This is a genomic window from Dactylosporangium sp. CS-033363 (assembly GCF_050942475.1).
Taxonomy (GTDB): Bacteria; Actinomycetota; Actinomycetes; order Mycobacteriales; family Micromonosporaceae; genus Dactylosporangium.
The window spans coordinates 4919544-4934467 of sequence record NZ_CP192032.1 but is presented as its reverse complement, the minus strand read 5'-3'; the positions used below and the strand labels follow the sequence as shown (position 1 = coordinate 4934467).

17 protein-coding genes are annotated in these 14924 nt (G+C 72.2%); 8 read left to right on the top strand and 9 right to left on the bottom strand.

From position 1 onward, the window contains the following. Positions 1-34: 34 nt before the first annotated feature. Positions 35-589 carry a TIGR03086 family metal-binding protein gene (locus tag ACQPZ4_RS22905; RefSeq protein WP_433064685.1) on the bottom strand — a complete coding sequence of 185 codons (555 nt, stop codon included), beginning with the start codon at positions 587-589 and terminating at the stop codon, positions 35-37. A gap of 74 nt (positions 590-663) precedes the next feature. On the opposite strand from ACQPZ4_RS22905, the gene ACQPZ4_RS22900 reads away from it, so the two are divergent. The 3 genes from ACQPZ4_RS22900 to ACQPZ4_RS22890 all read left to right on the top strand — a co-directional run bounded on the left by ACQPZ4_RS22900 (position 664) and on the right by ACQPZ4_RS22890 (position 5775). Beyond that, the gene (locus ACQPZ4_RS22900) at positions 664-1239 is read left to right on the top strand and encodes a TetR/AcrR family transcriptional regulator (protein WP_433064683.1); all 576 of its coding nucleotides are present in this window, start codon (positions 664-666) and stop codon (positions 1237-1239) included. 209 nt (positions 1240-1448) lie between these two features. After that, entirely contained in the window at positions 1449-4502 is a 3054-nt protein-coding gene (locus ACQPZ4_RS22895) for an ExeM/NucH family extracellular endonuclease (RefSeq protein ID WP_433064680.1), read from the top strand. Positions 4503-4590: 88 nt separating this feature from the next. Next, the gene (locus tag ACQPZ4_RS22890; RefSeq protein WP_433064677.1) at positions 4591-5775 is read left to right on the top strand and encodes a hypothetical protein; all 1185 of its coding nucleotides are present in this window, start codon (positions 4591-4593) and stop codon (positions 5773-5775) included. Here the strand turns inward: ACQPZ4_RS22890 and ACQPZ4_RS22885 are convergent. Beyond that, positions 5756-6568, bottom strand: coding sequence for an alpha/beta fold hydrolase (locus ACQPZ4_RS22885; RefSeq protein WP_433064674.1), 813 nt, complete (start codon positions 6566-6568; stop codon positions 5756-5758). The genes ACQPZ4_RS22890 and ACQPZ4_RS22885 overlap by 20 nt on opposite strands. A gap of 22 nt (positions 6569-6590) precedes the next feature. After that, positions 6591-7205: a class I SAM-dependent methyltransferase gene (locus ACQPZ4_RS22880; protein ID WP_433064672.1), complete on the bottom strand. Its 615-nt coding sequence runs from the start codon at positions 7203-7205 to the stop codon at positions 6591-6593. A gap of 39 nt (positions 7206-7244) precedes the next feature. On the opposite strand from ACQPZ4_RS22880, the gene ACQPZ4_RS22875 reads away from it, so the two are divergent. Together ACQPZ4_RS22875 and ACQPZ4_RS22870 are read left to right on the top strand one after the other, a co-directional pair. After that, on the top strand, positions 7245-8216 hold the full coding sequence (locus tag ACQPZ4_RS22875; protein ID WP_433064669.1) for an NAD(P)/FAD-dependent oxidoreductase: 972 nt from the start codon (positions 7245-7247) through the stop codon (positions 8214-8216). Between the two features lie 10 nt (positions 8217-8226). Further along, positions 8227-8694: an SAM-dependent methyltransferase gene (locus ACQPZ4_RS22870; RefSeq protein ID WP_433064666.1), complete on the top strand. Its 468-nt coding sequence runs from the start codon at positions 8227-8229 to the stop codon at positions 8692-8694. Here the strand turns inward: ACQPZ4_RS22870 and ACQPZ4_RS22865 are convergent. Continuing rightward, positions 8660-9250, bottom strand: a complete 591-nt coding sequence (locus ACQPZ4_RS22865) for a hypothetical protein (protein ID WP_433064663.1) — start codon at positions 9248-9250, stop codon at positions 8660-8662. The two genes, ACQPZ4_RS22870 and ACQPZ4_RS22865, sit on opposite strands and share 35 nt — an antisense overlap. Before the next feature lie 136 nt (positions 9251-9386). Between ACQPZ4_RS22865 and ACQPZ4_RS22860 the strand changes: the two genes are divergently transcribed. Next, complete coding sequence (locus ACQPZ4_RS22860) at positions 9387-9605, top strand: hypothetical protein (protein ID WP_433064660.1); 219 nt, start codon at positions 9387-9389, stop codon at positions 9603-9605. Here the strand turns inward: ACQPZ4_RS22860 and ACQPZ4_RS22855 are convergent. The 5 genes from ACQPZ4_RS22855 to ACQPZ4_RS22835 all read right to left on the bottom strand — a co-directional run bounded on the left by ACQPZ4_RS22855 (position 9577) and on the right by ACQPZ4_RS22835 (position 13041). Continuing rightward, the gene (locus ACQPZ4_RS22855) at positions 9577-9888 is read right to left on the bottom strand and encodes an NIPSNAP family protein (RefSeq protein WP_433064658.1); all 312 of its coding nucleotides are present in this window, start codon (positions 9886-9888) and stop codon (positions 9577-9579) included. The two genes, ACQPZ4_RS22860 and ACQPZ4_RS22855, sit on opposite strands and share 29 nt — an antisense overlap. A 13-nt stretch (positions 9889-9901) precedes the next feature. Further along, the gene (locus ACQPZ4_RS22850; RefSeq protein WP_433064655.1) at positions 9902-10633 is read right to left on the bottom strand and encodes an alpha/beta hydrolase; all 732 of its coding nucleotides are present in this window, start codon (positions 10631-10633) and stop codon (positions 9902-9904) included. Positions 10634-10792: 159 nt separating this feature from the next. After that, positions 10793-11794, bottom strand: coding sequence for a hypothetical protein (locus ACQPZ4_RS22845; protein WP_433064652.1), 1002 nt, complete (start codon positions 11792-11794; stop codon positions 10793-10795). Continuing rightward, entirely contained in the window at positions 11791-12330 is a 540-nt protein-coding gene (locus ACQPZ4_RS22840; protein WP_433064650.1) for an RNA polymerase sigma factor, read from the bottom strand. The genes ACQPZ4_RS22845 and ACQPZ4_RS22840 overlap by 4 nt, the downstream gene beginning before the upstream one ends. Before the next feature lie 54 nt (positions 12331-12384). Beyond that, positions 12385-13041: a TetR/AcrR family transcriptional regulator gene (locus ACQPZ4_RS22835; protein WP_433064648.1), complete on the bottom strand. Its 657-nt coding sequence runs from the start codon at positions 13039-13041 to the stop codon at positions 12385-12387. Positions 13042-13095: 54 nt separating this feature from the next. On the opposite strand from ACQPZ4_RS22835, the gene ACQPZ4_RS22830 reads away from it, so the two are divergent. Continuing rightward, positions 13096-14538, top strand: a complete 1443-nt coding sequence (locus ACQPZ4_RS22830) for an MFS transporter (RefSeq protein WP_433064645.1) — start codon at positions 13096-13098, stop codon at positions 14536-14538. A 4-nt stretch (positions 14539-14542) separates the two neighbouring features. Then, positions 14543-14872: a hypothetical protein gene (locus ACQPZ4_RS22825; protein ID WP_433064642.1), complete on the top strand. Its 330-nt coding sequence runs from the start codon at positions 14543-14545 to the stop codon at positions 14870-14872. The last annotated feature ends 52 nt before the right edge of the window (positions 14873-14924 follow it).

Here is a 14924-nt window from a genome sequence, read left to right as displayed (position 1 = left end):
GCGGGACAAATGTCACGGGTGTGGCAAACGGCGGTCAGAGATCGCGACCCGTGTAGGCGAGCAGGCGCGCGTGGGCCGGGGCGCCGGCCGGGGCCGGGCGTTCGGGGCCGAACATGCCGGGCCGGCGGAAGGCGTCGAAGCCGGCCTCGCGCATGGTGGCCAGCATGGCCTCGCACATCGGCTCGTCGAGCAGGTGCCCGTGGCCGGTGGCGACGGCGAGGTCGGCGCCGTGCACGACGAGTTCGGTGAGGTGGATCAGGGCGGCCAGCCCGGCCGGGACCGGGCCGAAGCCGAGCCGGACCACGCCGTCCAGGGCGCCGGGGCGGTGCCAGGCGGCGCGGTCCAGGGCGGCGGCCTCCGTCCAGGCGCGCCGCGGGTCGGCGCCGAGCCAGTCCGACTCGTGCTCGCCCGCCGGCTCGGTGCCGGTCAGTTCCGCCGCGAAGATGCGCATGCCGCCGACCAGGTGGTTGAGCTCGGTGTGCAGCGTCCAGCCGGGGCAGGGGGACGGGCCGTCCAGCTTCGCCGGGTCCAGGGCGGCGACGACGGTACCGGTCGTGGTGAGGGCGGCGTCGATGCGATCGATACTCATGGCACACTCCTAACGCAGTCAGTGGCGGCTTTAAGGAGCATAACGCAGCTTCAGACTGCGATAAGGTGTCGTGTGTGACAGGCGACGGGACGGCCAGGCGGACCGGTGGGCGCAGCGCGCGGGTCACGGCGGCGGTGCACCGGGCCGTCGCCGAGCTGATCGCCGAGCGGGGACACGGGGCGTTCACCGTCGGCGATGTCGCCGAGCGGGCGGGGGTGGCGGACACCAGCGTGTACCGGCGCTGGGGGAACCTCGAGGCGCTCGTCACCGAGGTGGCGATCACGCGGCTGACCGCGAACTCGCCGATGCCCGACACCGGCAGCCTGGCCGGGGACCTGCGGGCCTACGCCGAGGGGGTCGCGCGCGACGTCGGCGGGCCGGAGGGGCTCGCCGTGCTGCGGCTGGTCGTCGCGCTGTCCACGGCCGGGCCGGAGGGGCTCGCGGCGCGGGAGCGGTTCGTGGCCGAGCGCGGGCGGCAGCTGCGGGAGATGCTCGACCGGGCCGCGGCGCGCGGCGAGGCGGTCCCCGACGCACTCGACCTCGTCGATCACATTCTCGCGCCGATGTACGTCCGGGTGCTGCTCGGACTCGGCGAGCTCACGCCCGGATACGCGGCCGCACTGGCCGATCGGGTCGTCCGGCAGCTCTAGGACCCCTACCACCAGCCCTATCACCGGGTTCGATTCCCCGGAACTGCCATAGGGTTTACACGCCGTTCAGGCTTCGTCTGCCGACCGTCGCATCCGGGCGCCTAACGTCCGCAGGTCGGCCTGCGGGCCGGCGGTACATCCCAACCGACCAACGGAGGTCCGGGTCTATGTCCCGTGCGCTCGTCCGGCGGGTCACCGTCGCATTATCGTTGTCCACGGCCGGGCTTGCCCTGCCGTTCGTCGCCGGTCCGGCGGCCGCGAACCCCGCGGGCACCGGCCTGGTGATCAGCGAGGCATACGTCAACGGCGGCTCGTCGGGTGCGAGCTTCCTGAACAAGTTCATCGAGTTGTACAACCCGAGCTCGAGCCCGATCTCGCTGAGTGGGGACACGCTGCAGTACCGGGCGCCCACCAGCACCGTCGTGCCGAGCGGGGCGCAGGTGTTCGCGCTGTCCGGGACGGTGGCCGCCAAGGGTCACTTCCTGATTCAGCTGCCCAGCAACAACGCGAGCACCAACCCCGGTGCGCCGCTGCCGGCGGCGGACCTCAACACCGGCACCAGCATCAACCCGGGCGCGGGCGGCGGCACGCTGTTCATCGCCGCGAGCGCCGCGGGTGTGCTGCCGACCGACGCGTCGGTCATCGACAAGATCGGCTGGGGCACCAGCAACTCCCCCGAGGGGTCCGCGACGTCCGGGAACTCGCTGGTGCTGAGCTACCAGCGCGACTCGGCCGGGGCTGACTCCGACAACAACGCCGCCGACTTCACCGTGGCGACGCCGACCCCGCAGAACGCGGCGTCGGACGGGGGCACCAGCACGCTCGCCGTGACGAACCCGGGCGCCCAGAGCGCCACGGTGGGCGTGGCGATCGCGCCGGTGACGCTGGCGGCTTCGGGAGGCACCGCACCGTACACCTGGGGGGCTTCTGGTCTTCCGGATGGCCTCGCGGTCTCGTCGGCGGGGGTGATCACGGGCACGCCCAGCGCGGCGGGCTCGTCGTCGGTGACGGTCACCGCGACCGACGCCGGCGGGGCGAGCGCCTCGGCGACGTTCACCTGGACCGTGAACGCCGCGGCCGAGGTGCTGGCGATCGCCGCGATCCAGGGCACGAACACGGACACCTCGCCGTACGTCGGCAAGCCCGTGACGACCGAGGGCGTTGTGACCGCGGTGTACACCACCGGCGGCTTCAACGGCTTCTTCCTGGAGACCGGCGGCGCCGGCGGCACCGAGGCGGACGACAGGACGCCCGGCGCCTCCGACGCCGTCTTCGTGTTCGGCTCGATCTCGGCCGCGCAGGTGAGCGTGGGCGACAGCGTGCGGGTCAGCGGCACCGTCCAGGAGTTCCAGGGCGAGACCGAGATCTCCTCGCCGTCGGTGACCAAGCTCGCCACCCCCCTTCCGGCGGTCGTGCCGGGCTCGTTCGCGTGGACGAGCCTCGACACGGACGCGGAGAAGGAGGCGCACGAGGGTGAGCTGCTCGCGCCGCAGGGCACGTTCACCGTGTCCGACAACTACGACGCGAACTGGTACGGCTCGTTCACCCTCGCGGCGGGCGACAAGCCGCTGCGGACGCCCACCGACGCCGGCAAGGCCGGCAGCGCCGAGGCGGAGGCCGCGGCGGCCGACAACGCCGCCCGGATGGTGACCCTCGACGACGGAGCCAGCGTCAACTACAGCTCCGCCGCGAACGCCGGCACGCCGCTGCCGTGGCTGACGCCGACCAACCCGGTCAGCGTCGGCTCGAAGGTCACGTTCCACCAGCCGGTGGTCCTGGAGTACCGCTTCTCGCTGTGGAACTTCCAGCCGCAGCACCAGGTCACCGACGACGGCGCCGCGGTGGCGACGTTCTCCGACACCCGCACGGCCAACGCGCAGCCCGCCAACGTCGGCGGCAACCTGCGCCTGGCCACGTTCAACGTCGAGAACTACTTCCCGACGACGGGCGAGAAGTACGTCGCGGCGGGTCTTGGCACCTGCTCGTACTACGACGACCGGGCCGGCAACCACATCGCCGTGCGCACCTGCACCGGTCCCAACAACGCCGCGGGTCCGCGCGGTGCCGCGAACGACGTCAGCTTCCAGCGGCAGCAGGCGAAGATCGTGACCGGCATCAACCGGCTCGGGGCGAGTGTCGTGTCGCTGGAAGAGGTCGAGAACTCGGCGAAGTTCGGGCAGAGCCGTGACGCGGCCCTGGCCCAGCTCGTCGACGCCCTCAACGCGGCGGCCGGCGCGAACGTGTGGGCGTACGTGCCCTCGCCGAGCGCCCTGCCCGCACTGGGCGACGAGGACGTGATCCGTTCGGCGTTCATCTACAAGCCGGCCGATGTCGCGCTCGTGGGGACGTCGCAGATCCTGCTCACCTCGTCCGGTCCGGGCCAGCCGTTCTCGATCGCCCGCGAGCCCCTGGCTCAGGGCTTCAAGAAGGCGGGCGCCCAGGACGCCGACGCGTTCCTGGTCGTCACGAACCACTGGAAGTCCAAGGGCGCCGGCGACCCGCTGTACGACGGCGACCTCCAGGACACCTCGTCCCCCGCGAAGGACCAGGGCGCGTACAACGCGACCCGGGTCCGGGAGGCGCAGGACACCGTGGCGTTCGCCAACTCGGCGGCGTCGGGCATCGGCACGAACCGGATCTTCCTGGTCGGCGACCTCAACTCGTACACCCAGGAAGACCCCATGCAGGTGCTGTACCAGGCCGGCTACACCGACCTGGGCTCGGCCCTCGACCCGTCGGAGCAGACGTACTCCTTCGACGGCAAGCAGGGCTCGCTGGACCACGTCCTGGCCAACGCGGGCGCGCGCGCTCTCGTGACCGGTGCCGACGTCTGGCAGATCAACGCGCAGGAGGCGATCGCGTACTCCTACAGCCGGTACAACTACAACGCCACGCTGCTGTTCAACGGCTCCGACCCGTTCGCGGCCTCGGACCACGACCCGGTCGTCGTGGGCATCAACGCCCCCGTGACCCCCGTGGTGCCGGCCTGGAACGCGTCGAAGGTGTACAACAACGGCGACACGGTGTCCTACAACGGCTCCGTGTGGCAGGCGATGTGGTGGACCCAGAACCAGCGGCCGGGCGACCCCTACGGCCCGTGGCAGCAGATCGCCACGGCGCCCGACGGAACCGCCCTGTGGACGCCGTCGCGCGTCTTCACCGCCGGTGACGTGGTCGTGTACCAGGGCAAGAAGTACGTCGCCAAGTGGTGGACGCGCAACCAGACCCCCGGCGACCCGTGGGGCCCCTGGCAGCTCGTCTGACCTGTGTTCGCAGTACCGGGGCCGCCCTTCTCCCGAGGGGCGGCCCCGTTCCGTTCCGCTCGCTGCGATCGCGCGTAGCCTTCCCGCGATGAGCGATGCGCTGCTGGAGGGGCTGGCGGCCAACCCGGCCACGCCCGACGACATGCTGCTGCGGCTGCTGGAGGCGTGGCCGATCCGGGCGGCCCGGGGACTTCGCCGCCGCGGGCAGGTGTCCGCATCCGTGCGGGCCGTGATGCTCGGGCACGCCCGGCCGCTGGTCCGGCTCGTGGCGGCTGAGGTCCGGCCGCCGCTGGCCGACGATCGGCTGTACCGGCTGCTGACCGAGTTCGACGCGCCGCCCGCCGAGTGGCGGTTCACGCCGGTTGAGCTGTTCGAGGAGTTGTACGCGTCGACCGGGTACGACCGGCGGCTCGTGCGGATCGCGGCGGGCCACGAGCGGCCGGCGGTGCGCGAGTTCGCCGCGCGGTCGTGGTCGGCCCTCGACGAACCGGCCCGCAAGGCACTGCTCGCCGACCCGGTGCCGGCGGTGCGGGCGGCGGCTGAGCACGCCGTTGAGTACGAGCGGGAGATCATGCAGCCCGAGGACCTCCCGGCGCGGCACATCCACGCCTTCTGGAGCGTGCTGCAGCGGCCGCTCTCCCGCGCCCTGGTCGACCACGTCATGTCCAGTGGCGACCTCAACGCGATGGCGATGATGGGCCGCAATCCGACCGTGCCGCCCGACGTCGTGGCGGTGCTGCTGGAGCATCCCGAGGCCGCCGTCCGGCACGGGGTCGCGCGGCGGGCCGGGCTCAGCGACGAGCAGCTCGCGCGGCTCGGCGACGACGTCGTTCCTCCGCTTGAGGACGCGCTGCGCTGGGCCCGATCGGCCGACCCGCTGCTGCGGCGCTGGGCCGCGCGCCAACCCGATCTGCCCGCGGCCGTCGTCGCGGCGCTCGCCGGGGACGGTGACCCCGCGGTGCGGGCCCTGATCGCCCGGCATCCTCGTCTTCCGGTCGAGGGGCTGGCCAGGTTCGCGGAGGACCCCGACCCAGCCCTGCGGCGGCTGGTCGCCCACGATCCGAATGCCGATCCCGCGCTCGTCGAGCGGCTGTTGGATGACCCCGTCGCCGGGGTTCGGGCGGCGATGGCGGGTTGCGTGCGCCTGCCGGTACCGAGGATCCTGCCGTTGCTCGAGGACCCCGAACTCGGCGGGGCGGCCGCGGCCAATCCGGCGTTGCCGGGCGACGCACTGCGGGCGCTGTTCGAACGGGTCAGCGCCGCAGGAACTTGAGCAGGGCGGCGTTGAACGCGTCGGCGTGGCTCACGTTGCAGCCGTGCGGGGCGCCCGGCAGGACGGCGAGGTCGCTGCCCGGGATCGCGGCGTGCGTGCGCATGCCCGAGCCCTCGAACGGCACCGTCGCATCGCCGTCGCCGTGCAGCACCAGGGTCGGCACGGAAGCCTGCGTCAGGTCCTCCCGGAAATCGGTGTTGCCGAATGCGGCCATGCACTCCAGCGCCGGCACCTTACCTGCCTGCCCGGTCAGCGCCAGCGCCTCCTGCCGCTGCTGCTCCGACACCTGCAACTGGCCGCCGGCGGAGAAGAACTCGGTGACGAAGCCGTCGTAGAACTTGTCCTGGTTGGCCGTCAGCGCCGCGGTCATCCGGGCCGCCTCGCTGGGCTGCAGCGGTCCCTCGGGATTGTCCGGGGTCCTCATCATGTACGGCGTGACGGCGGCCGCGAACACCGCGCTGCGCACCCGCTCGGGGCCGTAGGTCGCGAGGTACCGGGCCACCTCGCCGCCGCCCATCGAGAAGCCGACGAGGGTCGCGTCCGGCACGTCGAGCTCATTGAGGATCTTGTGCAAGTCCTCGGCGAGGGAGTCGTAGCCGTACCCGGTGAGCGGCTTGTCGCTGCGCCCGAAGCCCCGCCGGTCGTACGTGATCGGCCGGTAACCGTGCTGCTGCACCACCGGAATCTGCGGCGCCCAGGACGCCCCGGACAGCGGCCGGCCGGTCCCGCCGTAGTCGTCGACGTGGAGCTTGACGTCCTTGAGTAGTCCGTGGTGCGTGATGATCTCCGCCATCAGCCCGACTTCCCCGGAGCGATCAGCTCCCCTTGCGGGCATGCAGGCGCTCGATGGTCCCCAGCTTGAGCCGCTCGGCTTCGACGATCTCGAATCCCGCGCCCTTGACCACCGGCAGTTGCCGCCGAGTGAAGTGCTCGCCGGCCGCCCGGATCGTGAACCGCTCCAGCACCCACTGCCCGGCCCGAACCGGCGGCCACGAACTGCCGATGTGGTCGAGCAGCAACAACCGCCCACCGGGCACCAGAACCCGGTGCATCTCCCGGACCGCCACCGCGGGCCGCGGAATCGTGCACAGCGAAAGCGCACACACCACGGTGTCGAACTGTTCGGTGCCGAACGGCAGCGCCTCGGCATTCCCCAGCACCAGCCGCGCCCCGGTACCGCGCCGCCGCGCAACGCCGAGCATCGCCGGACTCAGCTCTACTCCGGTGACATGTCCCGGATCGGCGTAGAGCGGCAGATTGAGCCCGGTCCCCACGGCGACTTCGAGGATCCGCCCCGTTGCCCGCCCGGTGAGCCATTCGCGTCCGCCGCCGAACCAGATGCGCTCGAGCAGCGCGATCTGCCGGTCGTACGTCTCCGCCTGGGTGTTCCACGCCCGCAGTACCTTCGCGGTCTCCTCGTCCTCCCCCACACCAGGACTCTACGGCCCACCGCCGGGCAGGATGGTCCCATGCCGAATCGCAGCAGGATCACCGTCGTCGGCGCGGGCATCGTCGGCGCCTCGATCGCCTACCACGCCGCGCGGGCCGGTGCCGCCGTGACCCTGATCGATGCCGACCGGCCGGGCGCCGGCGTGACCGCGAACTCCTTCGCGTGGATCGGCGCGTCCGGCGTACGCAAGGGCGCGGCCGCCGCGCTGCGGTCGAGTGCCATCGAGGAGTACCACCGCCTGGAAACCGAGTTGCCGAACCTCCCGGTGACGTGGTCCGGCTCGCTGACCTGGGGCCTGCCGGACGCCGCGCCGGAAGCGGGGCCGGGCCAGGAAATCGTCGACGCGGCCACCGTGGCGCGGCTCGAACCCAACGTGCGTCAACCGCCGGAGTGGGCGATCTGGGCTCCCGGCGACGGCGCCGTCGACCCGGTCGGCGTCACCGAGCGGCTGGTCGAGGGCGCCCGCGCCCACGGAGCTGAAGTGCACTCGAACACGCCGGTGACCGCGATCCCCCGCGACGGCACGACAGTGGTCCTCGCGGCCGGCGTGGCCACCGCCGCCCTGGCCGCGAAGCTGGGCGTGCACATCCCGGTCGGCCCCTCACCGGCGACGCTCATGCGGTTCGGCGCCCCGCCCGGCCTGGTCCACACCGTTGTCAACACCGCGGACTTCGACCTCCGCCAGGTCGCCCCGGACCGGCTCGTCGCCGCCGCCGACTCGCCGGAACGGACCCTCGCCGCCATCCGGTCCACGTTCCGCGGCGCCGAAAACGTCGACCTGCTCAGCACCCGGACCGCCGCCCGCCCCATGCCGATCGACGGCGAGCCGATCGTCGGCCCCGTCGCCGCGGTGCCCGGCCTGTACGTGGCGGTGCTGCACTCCGCCATCACGCTCGCCCCCGCCGTGGGCCGCCTCGTCGCGCGCGAACTGCTCACCGGCACCGCCGAGCCCCTGCTCGCGGGTTGCCGCCCCGACCGCTTCGGCGGATAGCCTCGCATCCATGGCGAGCTTCGAGATCACCCCCATCGGTACCGTCCACAATGACCGCACGGACATCCAGCACACCGACAACTGGGGCGCCGTCCGCAGCACGATCGTCGTCGACGAGCGCTTCGGCGACGCGTGCCTGCAGGGCCTCGAGGACTTCTCCCACGTCGAGGTCCTGTTCGTCTTCGACCGGTTCGAGGACGCGGGCGACTACCGCGAACCCCGCCCGTACCGCGGCCGCCAGGACCTCCCGCCGGTCGGCATCTTCGCCGGCCGCGGCCCCCGCCGCCCGAACCGCATCGGCGTCACGTGCTGCGCCATCGAGTCGGTCCAGGGCCGATCGTTGACGGTGCTCGGCCTGGACGCGGTCACCGGCACCCCCGTCATCGATTTGAAGCCGACGATGACCGAGTTCCTCCCGGCGAACGTCAAGCAGCCGCACTGGGTCAGCGAGGTGATGGCGCAGTACTTCCAGCCGTGACCGGGGCCCGAAAGCCCGACACCGTGACGTCCTCGATCAGCCGCCCGGCGGCGCGCGCCGCGTCCCCGGCGATCGGCCGGTCGAGGCGGTATTCGGTCCGGAGCAGGCGCGTCCCCTTCCGCGCCGCGAAGTGCACCACGGTAACGGCGTCCGCGGTGCCGTCCTCCCGCGAGCACGACCCGTCCGCCGACTGGATCGCCGGCCGGACCGTGGCGCCCGCAAGGACATCCCGGCAGTAGCCGTCGAGCTCACGCGACGCCCGCGTCTCCGCCGGGTCGAGCCCGGCACCCACCTCGAGCACCACCTCGACGTCGATCCGCAGCGAACCGGCGCTCGAACTGACGGCACAGTGGCCGCTGTTACCCGTCGGGTGCCCCGAAAGGTCCAGCTCCGAGGAGCGGCCGGTCGGGTCGGGCACGGCCCGGTCGAGCAGGGTGCGATCGAAGAGCGAGCACACGTCGGCCGTACCCAGCACGGGGTGTTGGGGCGCCGCCGGAGGCCGCTCCGCGATCCGGCCGATCTCCCAGTAGACGCCGATACCGCACAGGATCGCCACGGCTCCTCCTGCCGCCAGGACGACGAACCATCGCTGCCGCGGCGTTCTGTCGGGTCGCCTTGCTATTTCGGGCACCCCCTGGAACCGGTCAGGAATCGAGAAGCTCCATGCGAGCCGGCGGACCTACGTTGACCGCATGAAGAAGTGGATTCGGCAGGCGCATCGTTGGTTGTCCATCACCTTCGTGGTGACCGTCGTCGTGTGTTTTGTGGCCATCGCGCAGGATGAGCCGCCCGCGTGGGTGTTCTATCTGCCGCTGCCGCCGCTGTTCTTCCTGGCGGCGACGGGGCTGTACATGTTCGTGCTGCCGTACACGCGGAAGCGGGCTAGTGCTCCGGCAGGAGAGGGCGCATGAACGTGCGTTCGTAGCGCAGGACGCAGCCGCTCTCGTCGCGGATCCGGTCGGCGGCCACAAACTCGGGATCGACGCCGAACAATTGGCGGTACTGTTCGTACGCGGCCAGGCTCGGGAAGCTGAACAACGCCAGGGCCTTGTCGCTGGCGCCCTCGGCGGGCAGGAAGTAGCCGTGGTGCGTCCCGCCGTGCTGGTCCACGAGGGCCATCCAGCGGCGCGCGAAGGACTCGAAGGCGTCGGTCTTCGCGGGGTCGATGACGTACTCGACGACGCACGTAATCACGGCTCGACCTTACCTACACCAGGTGGCGCTGGAAAAAGCGCAGGGCGTCGTCCATCTCCTCGCGCGGCACCTCGCCGTGGTCGCCCTGATTGGCGTGCAGGGATTTCAGCGGCGAGGCGAAGGCGTCATACAGGGCCAGGGCGCTTTCGCGTGGTACGAAACGGTCCGACCACTGCATGAGGAACTGCACCGGCACCGAGATCCGGGCGGCGTCCGCCTCGAGTCCGAGCGGGCCGCACAGGCCCAGAACCGCGGCGCGGACCCGTTGGTCGGACGCCACGAATGGCACGCCCAGGCCGCAGCCCATTGACAGTCCGCGATAGCCGACCGGTCCTTCGCCGACGTTTTTCTGCGTTTGTACCGCACTCACGACGGATTTCCACTCGCGAACGCTCGTGGTCGCGACGTAGGTGTGCAGGGCGGCCAGGCGCGGTGCCACCTCGGCACCGGTGGCCATGGCGGCGCGGTTCTCGGCCGCCATCCGGGCCAGGGTCTCGTCCTGCGGGCGGTCGCCGTGGCCGGGTGCGTCCATCGCCACGACGGCGAAGCCGCCGGCGGTGACGAGGCGCCGGGCCGGGCCGACGACGCCGGGGGCTCGTTTGTGCTGGCCGCCGCCGTGGCCCAGGACGATGAGCGGGCGCGGGCCGGTGGCGTTCGCAGGCGTGAACAGTACACCTGGGACGTCGTTGCACGTGAATGACTGCTCGGTGACGCCTTCGAGTGACGTCGAATCGGTGAAGCGCATGGGGATCAGGGCCTTTCGGATGCCTGTCCGGGCGCTCCCTAGGCCATGCGCTGGAGGGAGTCCCGGTCATCGGTCGCAGCGTTGATGGGTCTCACCTCCTCGGATCGCAGTACTGCACGGCGGCGCCGAACATACCATCCGGCGCCGCCGGGCGTCACGTCATGGCTTGATGAGCTCGTACGAGTACAACCACTGCATTTCAAGGCGATTGGTGCCGGGCGATGGACGCGTGTCGATGACGCCCGGAGTGGGCGACGGTCCGGCGCCGCCGCGCTGCAGGACGGCGAGCCCGACCACGTGGGCCGTCTTCGGGTCGAGCATGAAGACCTGGAGATCGCGCCCCATGACGTGGGTGATGGCGACGGTCTCCTGGCCGCCGATCGTCACCGACTGGAAGGTCACGCCGTCGAGCCTGGCCAGCAACCCGAGCAGCCCGACGCGGGCATCGGCCGGTAGCAGAGGGTCAGCGAGCACCCACAGCTGGGTGCACGTGCCCCACAGGTTTTCGTTGCCCGGCCCGGTCACACCAAGTTGCTGGGCGAGTGCGGCGGGTTCCGGCTTGAGCCCAGCCAGCCACTGCGGCGTGGGGTGCCGCGGGCCGGGGCCCTGCTCGCGGAACTCCGTGCGGTCGAGGTCGGTCAGGCTCTCACCCTTGGGGCCCGCGTTGTCCGGCCTGCCGTCGCTGACGGCGCGGACGGCGATGAAGCCCTGCACCTCGTACCAGGCGTCATTCACCTGCGGGACGGTTCCGCCGTTCGGGCCGCCGGCGGGGACGATCATGTCGGCGCGGACGTGGAGCTGGTCCTTGTCCCCGGCGGCGAGCGGCCTGGTGGTGGCGGCGACGCGTTGCAGCTCGGCCAGGGTGGCCTGCGGGTCCAGCGTCTCGCCGAACGTGGGGCTGCCCGACGGGGCCGGGCTCAGGCCGGGTGACTGGCCGCCACCGCCGCGGTTCAGCGCGATGGCGACGCCGGCCAGCACCGCGAGCGCGACGGCGGCCGCGGCGACGGGGGCGAGCCACGCGCGGACGTTACTGCGCGTGCGCGGGGCATCACCACGCAGTACGCGGTACCGGAGGCGGGCCAGCTCCTCCGGCGTGGTCACGGTGCGTGGCCCGGCGAGTGCGCGCAGTGCATCGAGGTCGGATCGGTCGTCGGTGGTCATCGGTCCCCCTTGGCACCGTTGTCGCCGGCCGCGGCCAGGGCGGCGCGCAGCTTGGTGCGGGCCCGGAACAGTGCCGATTGGACCGTGCCCAGCGGAATGCCGAGCGTGCGGGCGATGGTGTCGTAGTCGAGGTCGGCGAGGGCGTACAGCAGCAGGACGTCCCGCTGCCGCGCCGGTAACCGGGCGAGCACCGCGGCGAGTTCCCGGCTCACCGCGGACGCGTCGGCGCGGGCGACGGCGCGGTCGGCCACATCGGGTACAAAAGGATCCCGGCCGGTGCGCGCGAGCAGGCGCAGGCCGCGGGTCTCGGTGCGGCGGTGGCGGCGCAGGAGGTTGGACGCGATGCCGTACAGCCACGCCCGCACCGGCCCGTCGAGCAGCCGATCCCGGCGCTGGTAGGCGATGAGGAACGTCTCGGCCACGATGTCCTCGGCGAGGCTCGCCCCGACCCGGCTCGCGCAGTAGTGCCGCAGCTCGGCCCCGTACCGCTCGAAGAGGTCCGCGACGTCCGGCGGGCGCTCCTGCGAGTCGGCCATGAAGTGCAACATACCGATGTCTGCCCGCACCCCCGGGCCGTGTTCCCGTCGATTTCAGGCCTTCGCCAGCAGGCCGTCCACGAAGGCCCGCACACCCTCCGGGTAGATGTCGCGGGCGGCGATCGAAGCCCAGCGCTCACCGATCGCAGCCAGCTGCGGGTGCTGCGAGGCGGCCAGCCCGCCGGTACCGAGCGTCACGCCCCGTGACCGAGCGCGCACGAGGACCTCGCCGACGGTGTAGTACCAGAGGTGGCGGAACACATCGACGGACTGCTCCGGCGTGCAGCCGTGGTCGGCCGCGCCGGCCACGATCGCCTCGACCATCCACAGTGCCGAGTCGCTGAGCCGCGCCACGAACCCGTCGGTGGTGACCACCTCGGCACCCCACGGCCACGCGGCCAGGGCCTCGCGCATCGCCAATGCCGCCACGACGATCCGGTCCCGCGGCACGGCGGGCAGCTCGGGCCGCGTCAGGTTCTCGACGTGCTCATTCAGCAGTTGTACCAGCAGATCCTCGCGATCCCGTACGTGGTGATACAGCGTCATCGTCCCCACGCCGACCTCGGCCGCGAGCCGCCGGATGGTGAGCTTCTCCCATCCGTCTCGATCGATGACCGTACGCGCGGCGGCCAGGATCTGCGCCCGCGAGGTCCGCGGCGGGCGCCCGGTCCTCCCCGGCGTGGAGCTGCCTTCTGCGTTGCCTTCCTGCACCCCTCCATCCTGCCGTGCCTGGACAGCGGCGCGCGGGGAAGCTACTTTCGGTACATGTACGAAAACTCCTCCGCGCGGCCCGGGCTGCTGCTCGCCACGGTCGCCGTCGTGCAGTTCATGGTGTCGCTGGACCTGTCCGTGGTGAACGTCGGCCTGCCGCAGATGGCGGCCGGGCTGGGCTTCAGCGCACTTGGCGTGACGTGGGTGATCCACGCATATGCGCTCACCTTCGGCGGATTGCTGTTGCTGGGCGGCAAGGCGGCCGACCGGTACGGCCGGCGCCGCGTCCTGCTGCTCGGCCTGGCCCTGTTCGGCGTGGCGTCGCTGCTCGGCGGCTTCGCCCAGGAACCCGGCCAGCTGGTGGCCGCCCGCGCCGCCCAGGGAGTCGGCGCCGCCGCCCTGGCGCCCGCCGCGCTGGCCCTGCTGACCTCGGCGTTCCCGTCCGGCAAGGCCCGCATCCGCGCGTTCGGCGTCTGGAGCGCGATGAACGCGGCCGGCGGCGCCCTCGGCGTGCTGGCCGGTGGGCTGCTCACCGAGTACGCGAGCTGGCGCTGGGTCATGTTCGTCAACGTCCCGATGGCCGCGATCGCACTCGCCATGGCGTGGCGTGGCGTGGCGGCGACCTCACCCGGCGTGCGCACCGGCCGCCCCGACGTGCTCGGCGCGGTCCTCGCCACGGCGGGCATGGTCGCGCTGGTGTTCGGGATCGTGCGCACCGACCGGCACCCGTGGACCTCGGCGACCACCCTCGCCACCCTCGCCGCGGCGCTGCTGCTCCTGGCGGTGTTCGTGCTGGTCGAGCGGCGTACGACCCGGGAGCCCCTGCTGCGCCTCGGCCTGCTCGCGAACCGCTCGGTCGCGGGCGCCAACGCCTACAACCTGCTCGTCGGCGCGGCGATGGCCTCGGCGTTCTACTTCGCGTCGCTGTACCTGCAGCGGGTCCTCGGCACCGGCCCCGCCCTCACCGGATTGCAGTTCCTGCCATTCGCCCTGGGCGTCGTGGTGGGCGCGGTGCTGGCGATCCGGCTCGGGTACCGCTTCCCGGCGCGCACCCTGCTCATCGCCGGCGGCCTGCTGACCGCGGCCGGCTTCGCGTGGTTCGGCCTGATCAGCGCCGACGGTACCTTCCTGGCCGACATCCTGGGCCCGTCCATCGTGACCAGCATCGGCTTCGGCATGTGCCTGGGCCCGGTCGTCTCGGTGGCCACGATCGGCGTCGCGCCGTCGGAGACCGGCACCGCGTCGGGGCTGCTCAACAGCTCCCGGCAGATCGGCGCCTCGCTGGGCCTGGCGGCGCTGGGCACCGCGGCCCACGACCGCACCGACTCCTCGGTCGCACCGGCGGCGCTGAACGACGGCTACGCGCTGGGCCTCACCCTCGGCGCGGGACTGCTGTTCGCCGCGGTGGTGATCGCCGCGGTGGTGCTGCGCCGCACCGAGCTCCCGGCGCCCGCGCCGTCCCCCGCGAACGAACCGGCCCCTTCATCGGTACCGTGAGTGCGTGGGCAAGCCCGGCCGGACCGTCGTCGTCGACGGTGCGCCGTACCACGTCTCGGTTCGCTGCACGCGCGACACCCTCGTCTTCACCGTGTACCCGGAGGGCGACAAACGCTCGCTCTTCCGGGTCCGCGTGCCGTGGCGCGGAACGGATCAGGCGCTGCTGTCCGTCATGCACCGGCCGGCCCTGGCCGAACGCCTGATCCGCCGGGCGCGGGCGCTGGGCTGGCACAAGGTCCTCGAAATCCCCGCCGGGCGCCTGCTCATCGCGGAGACCTTGGCCGCCGATCCGCTGCCGCCGTTACCCCCACCGTCGCAACCGCCGCTTGGGTAGTTCGCTTGCGCGCGCCGGCATTGTGCATTGCCGCCGCGGTCAACCTGCCCTG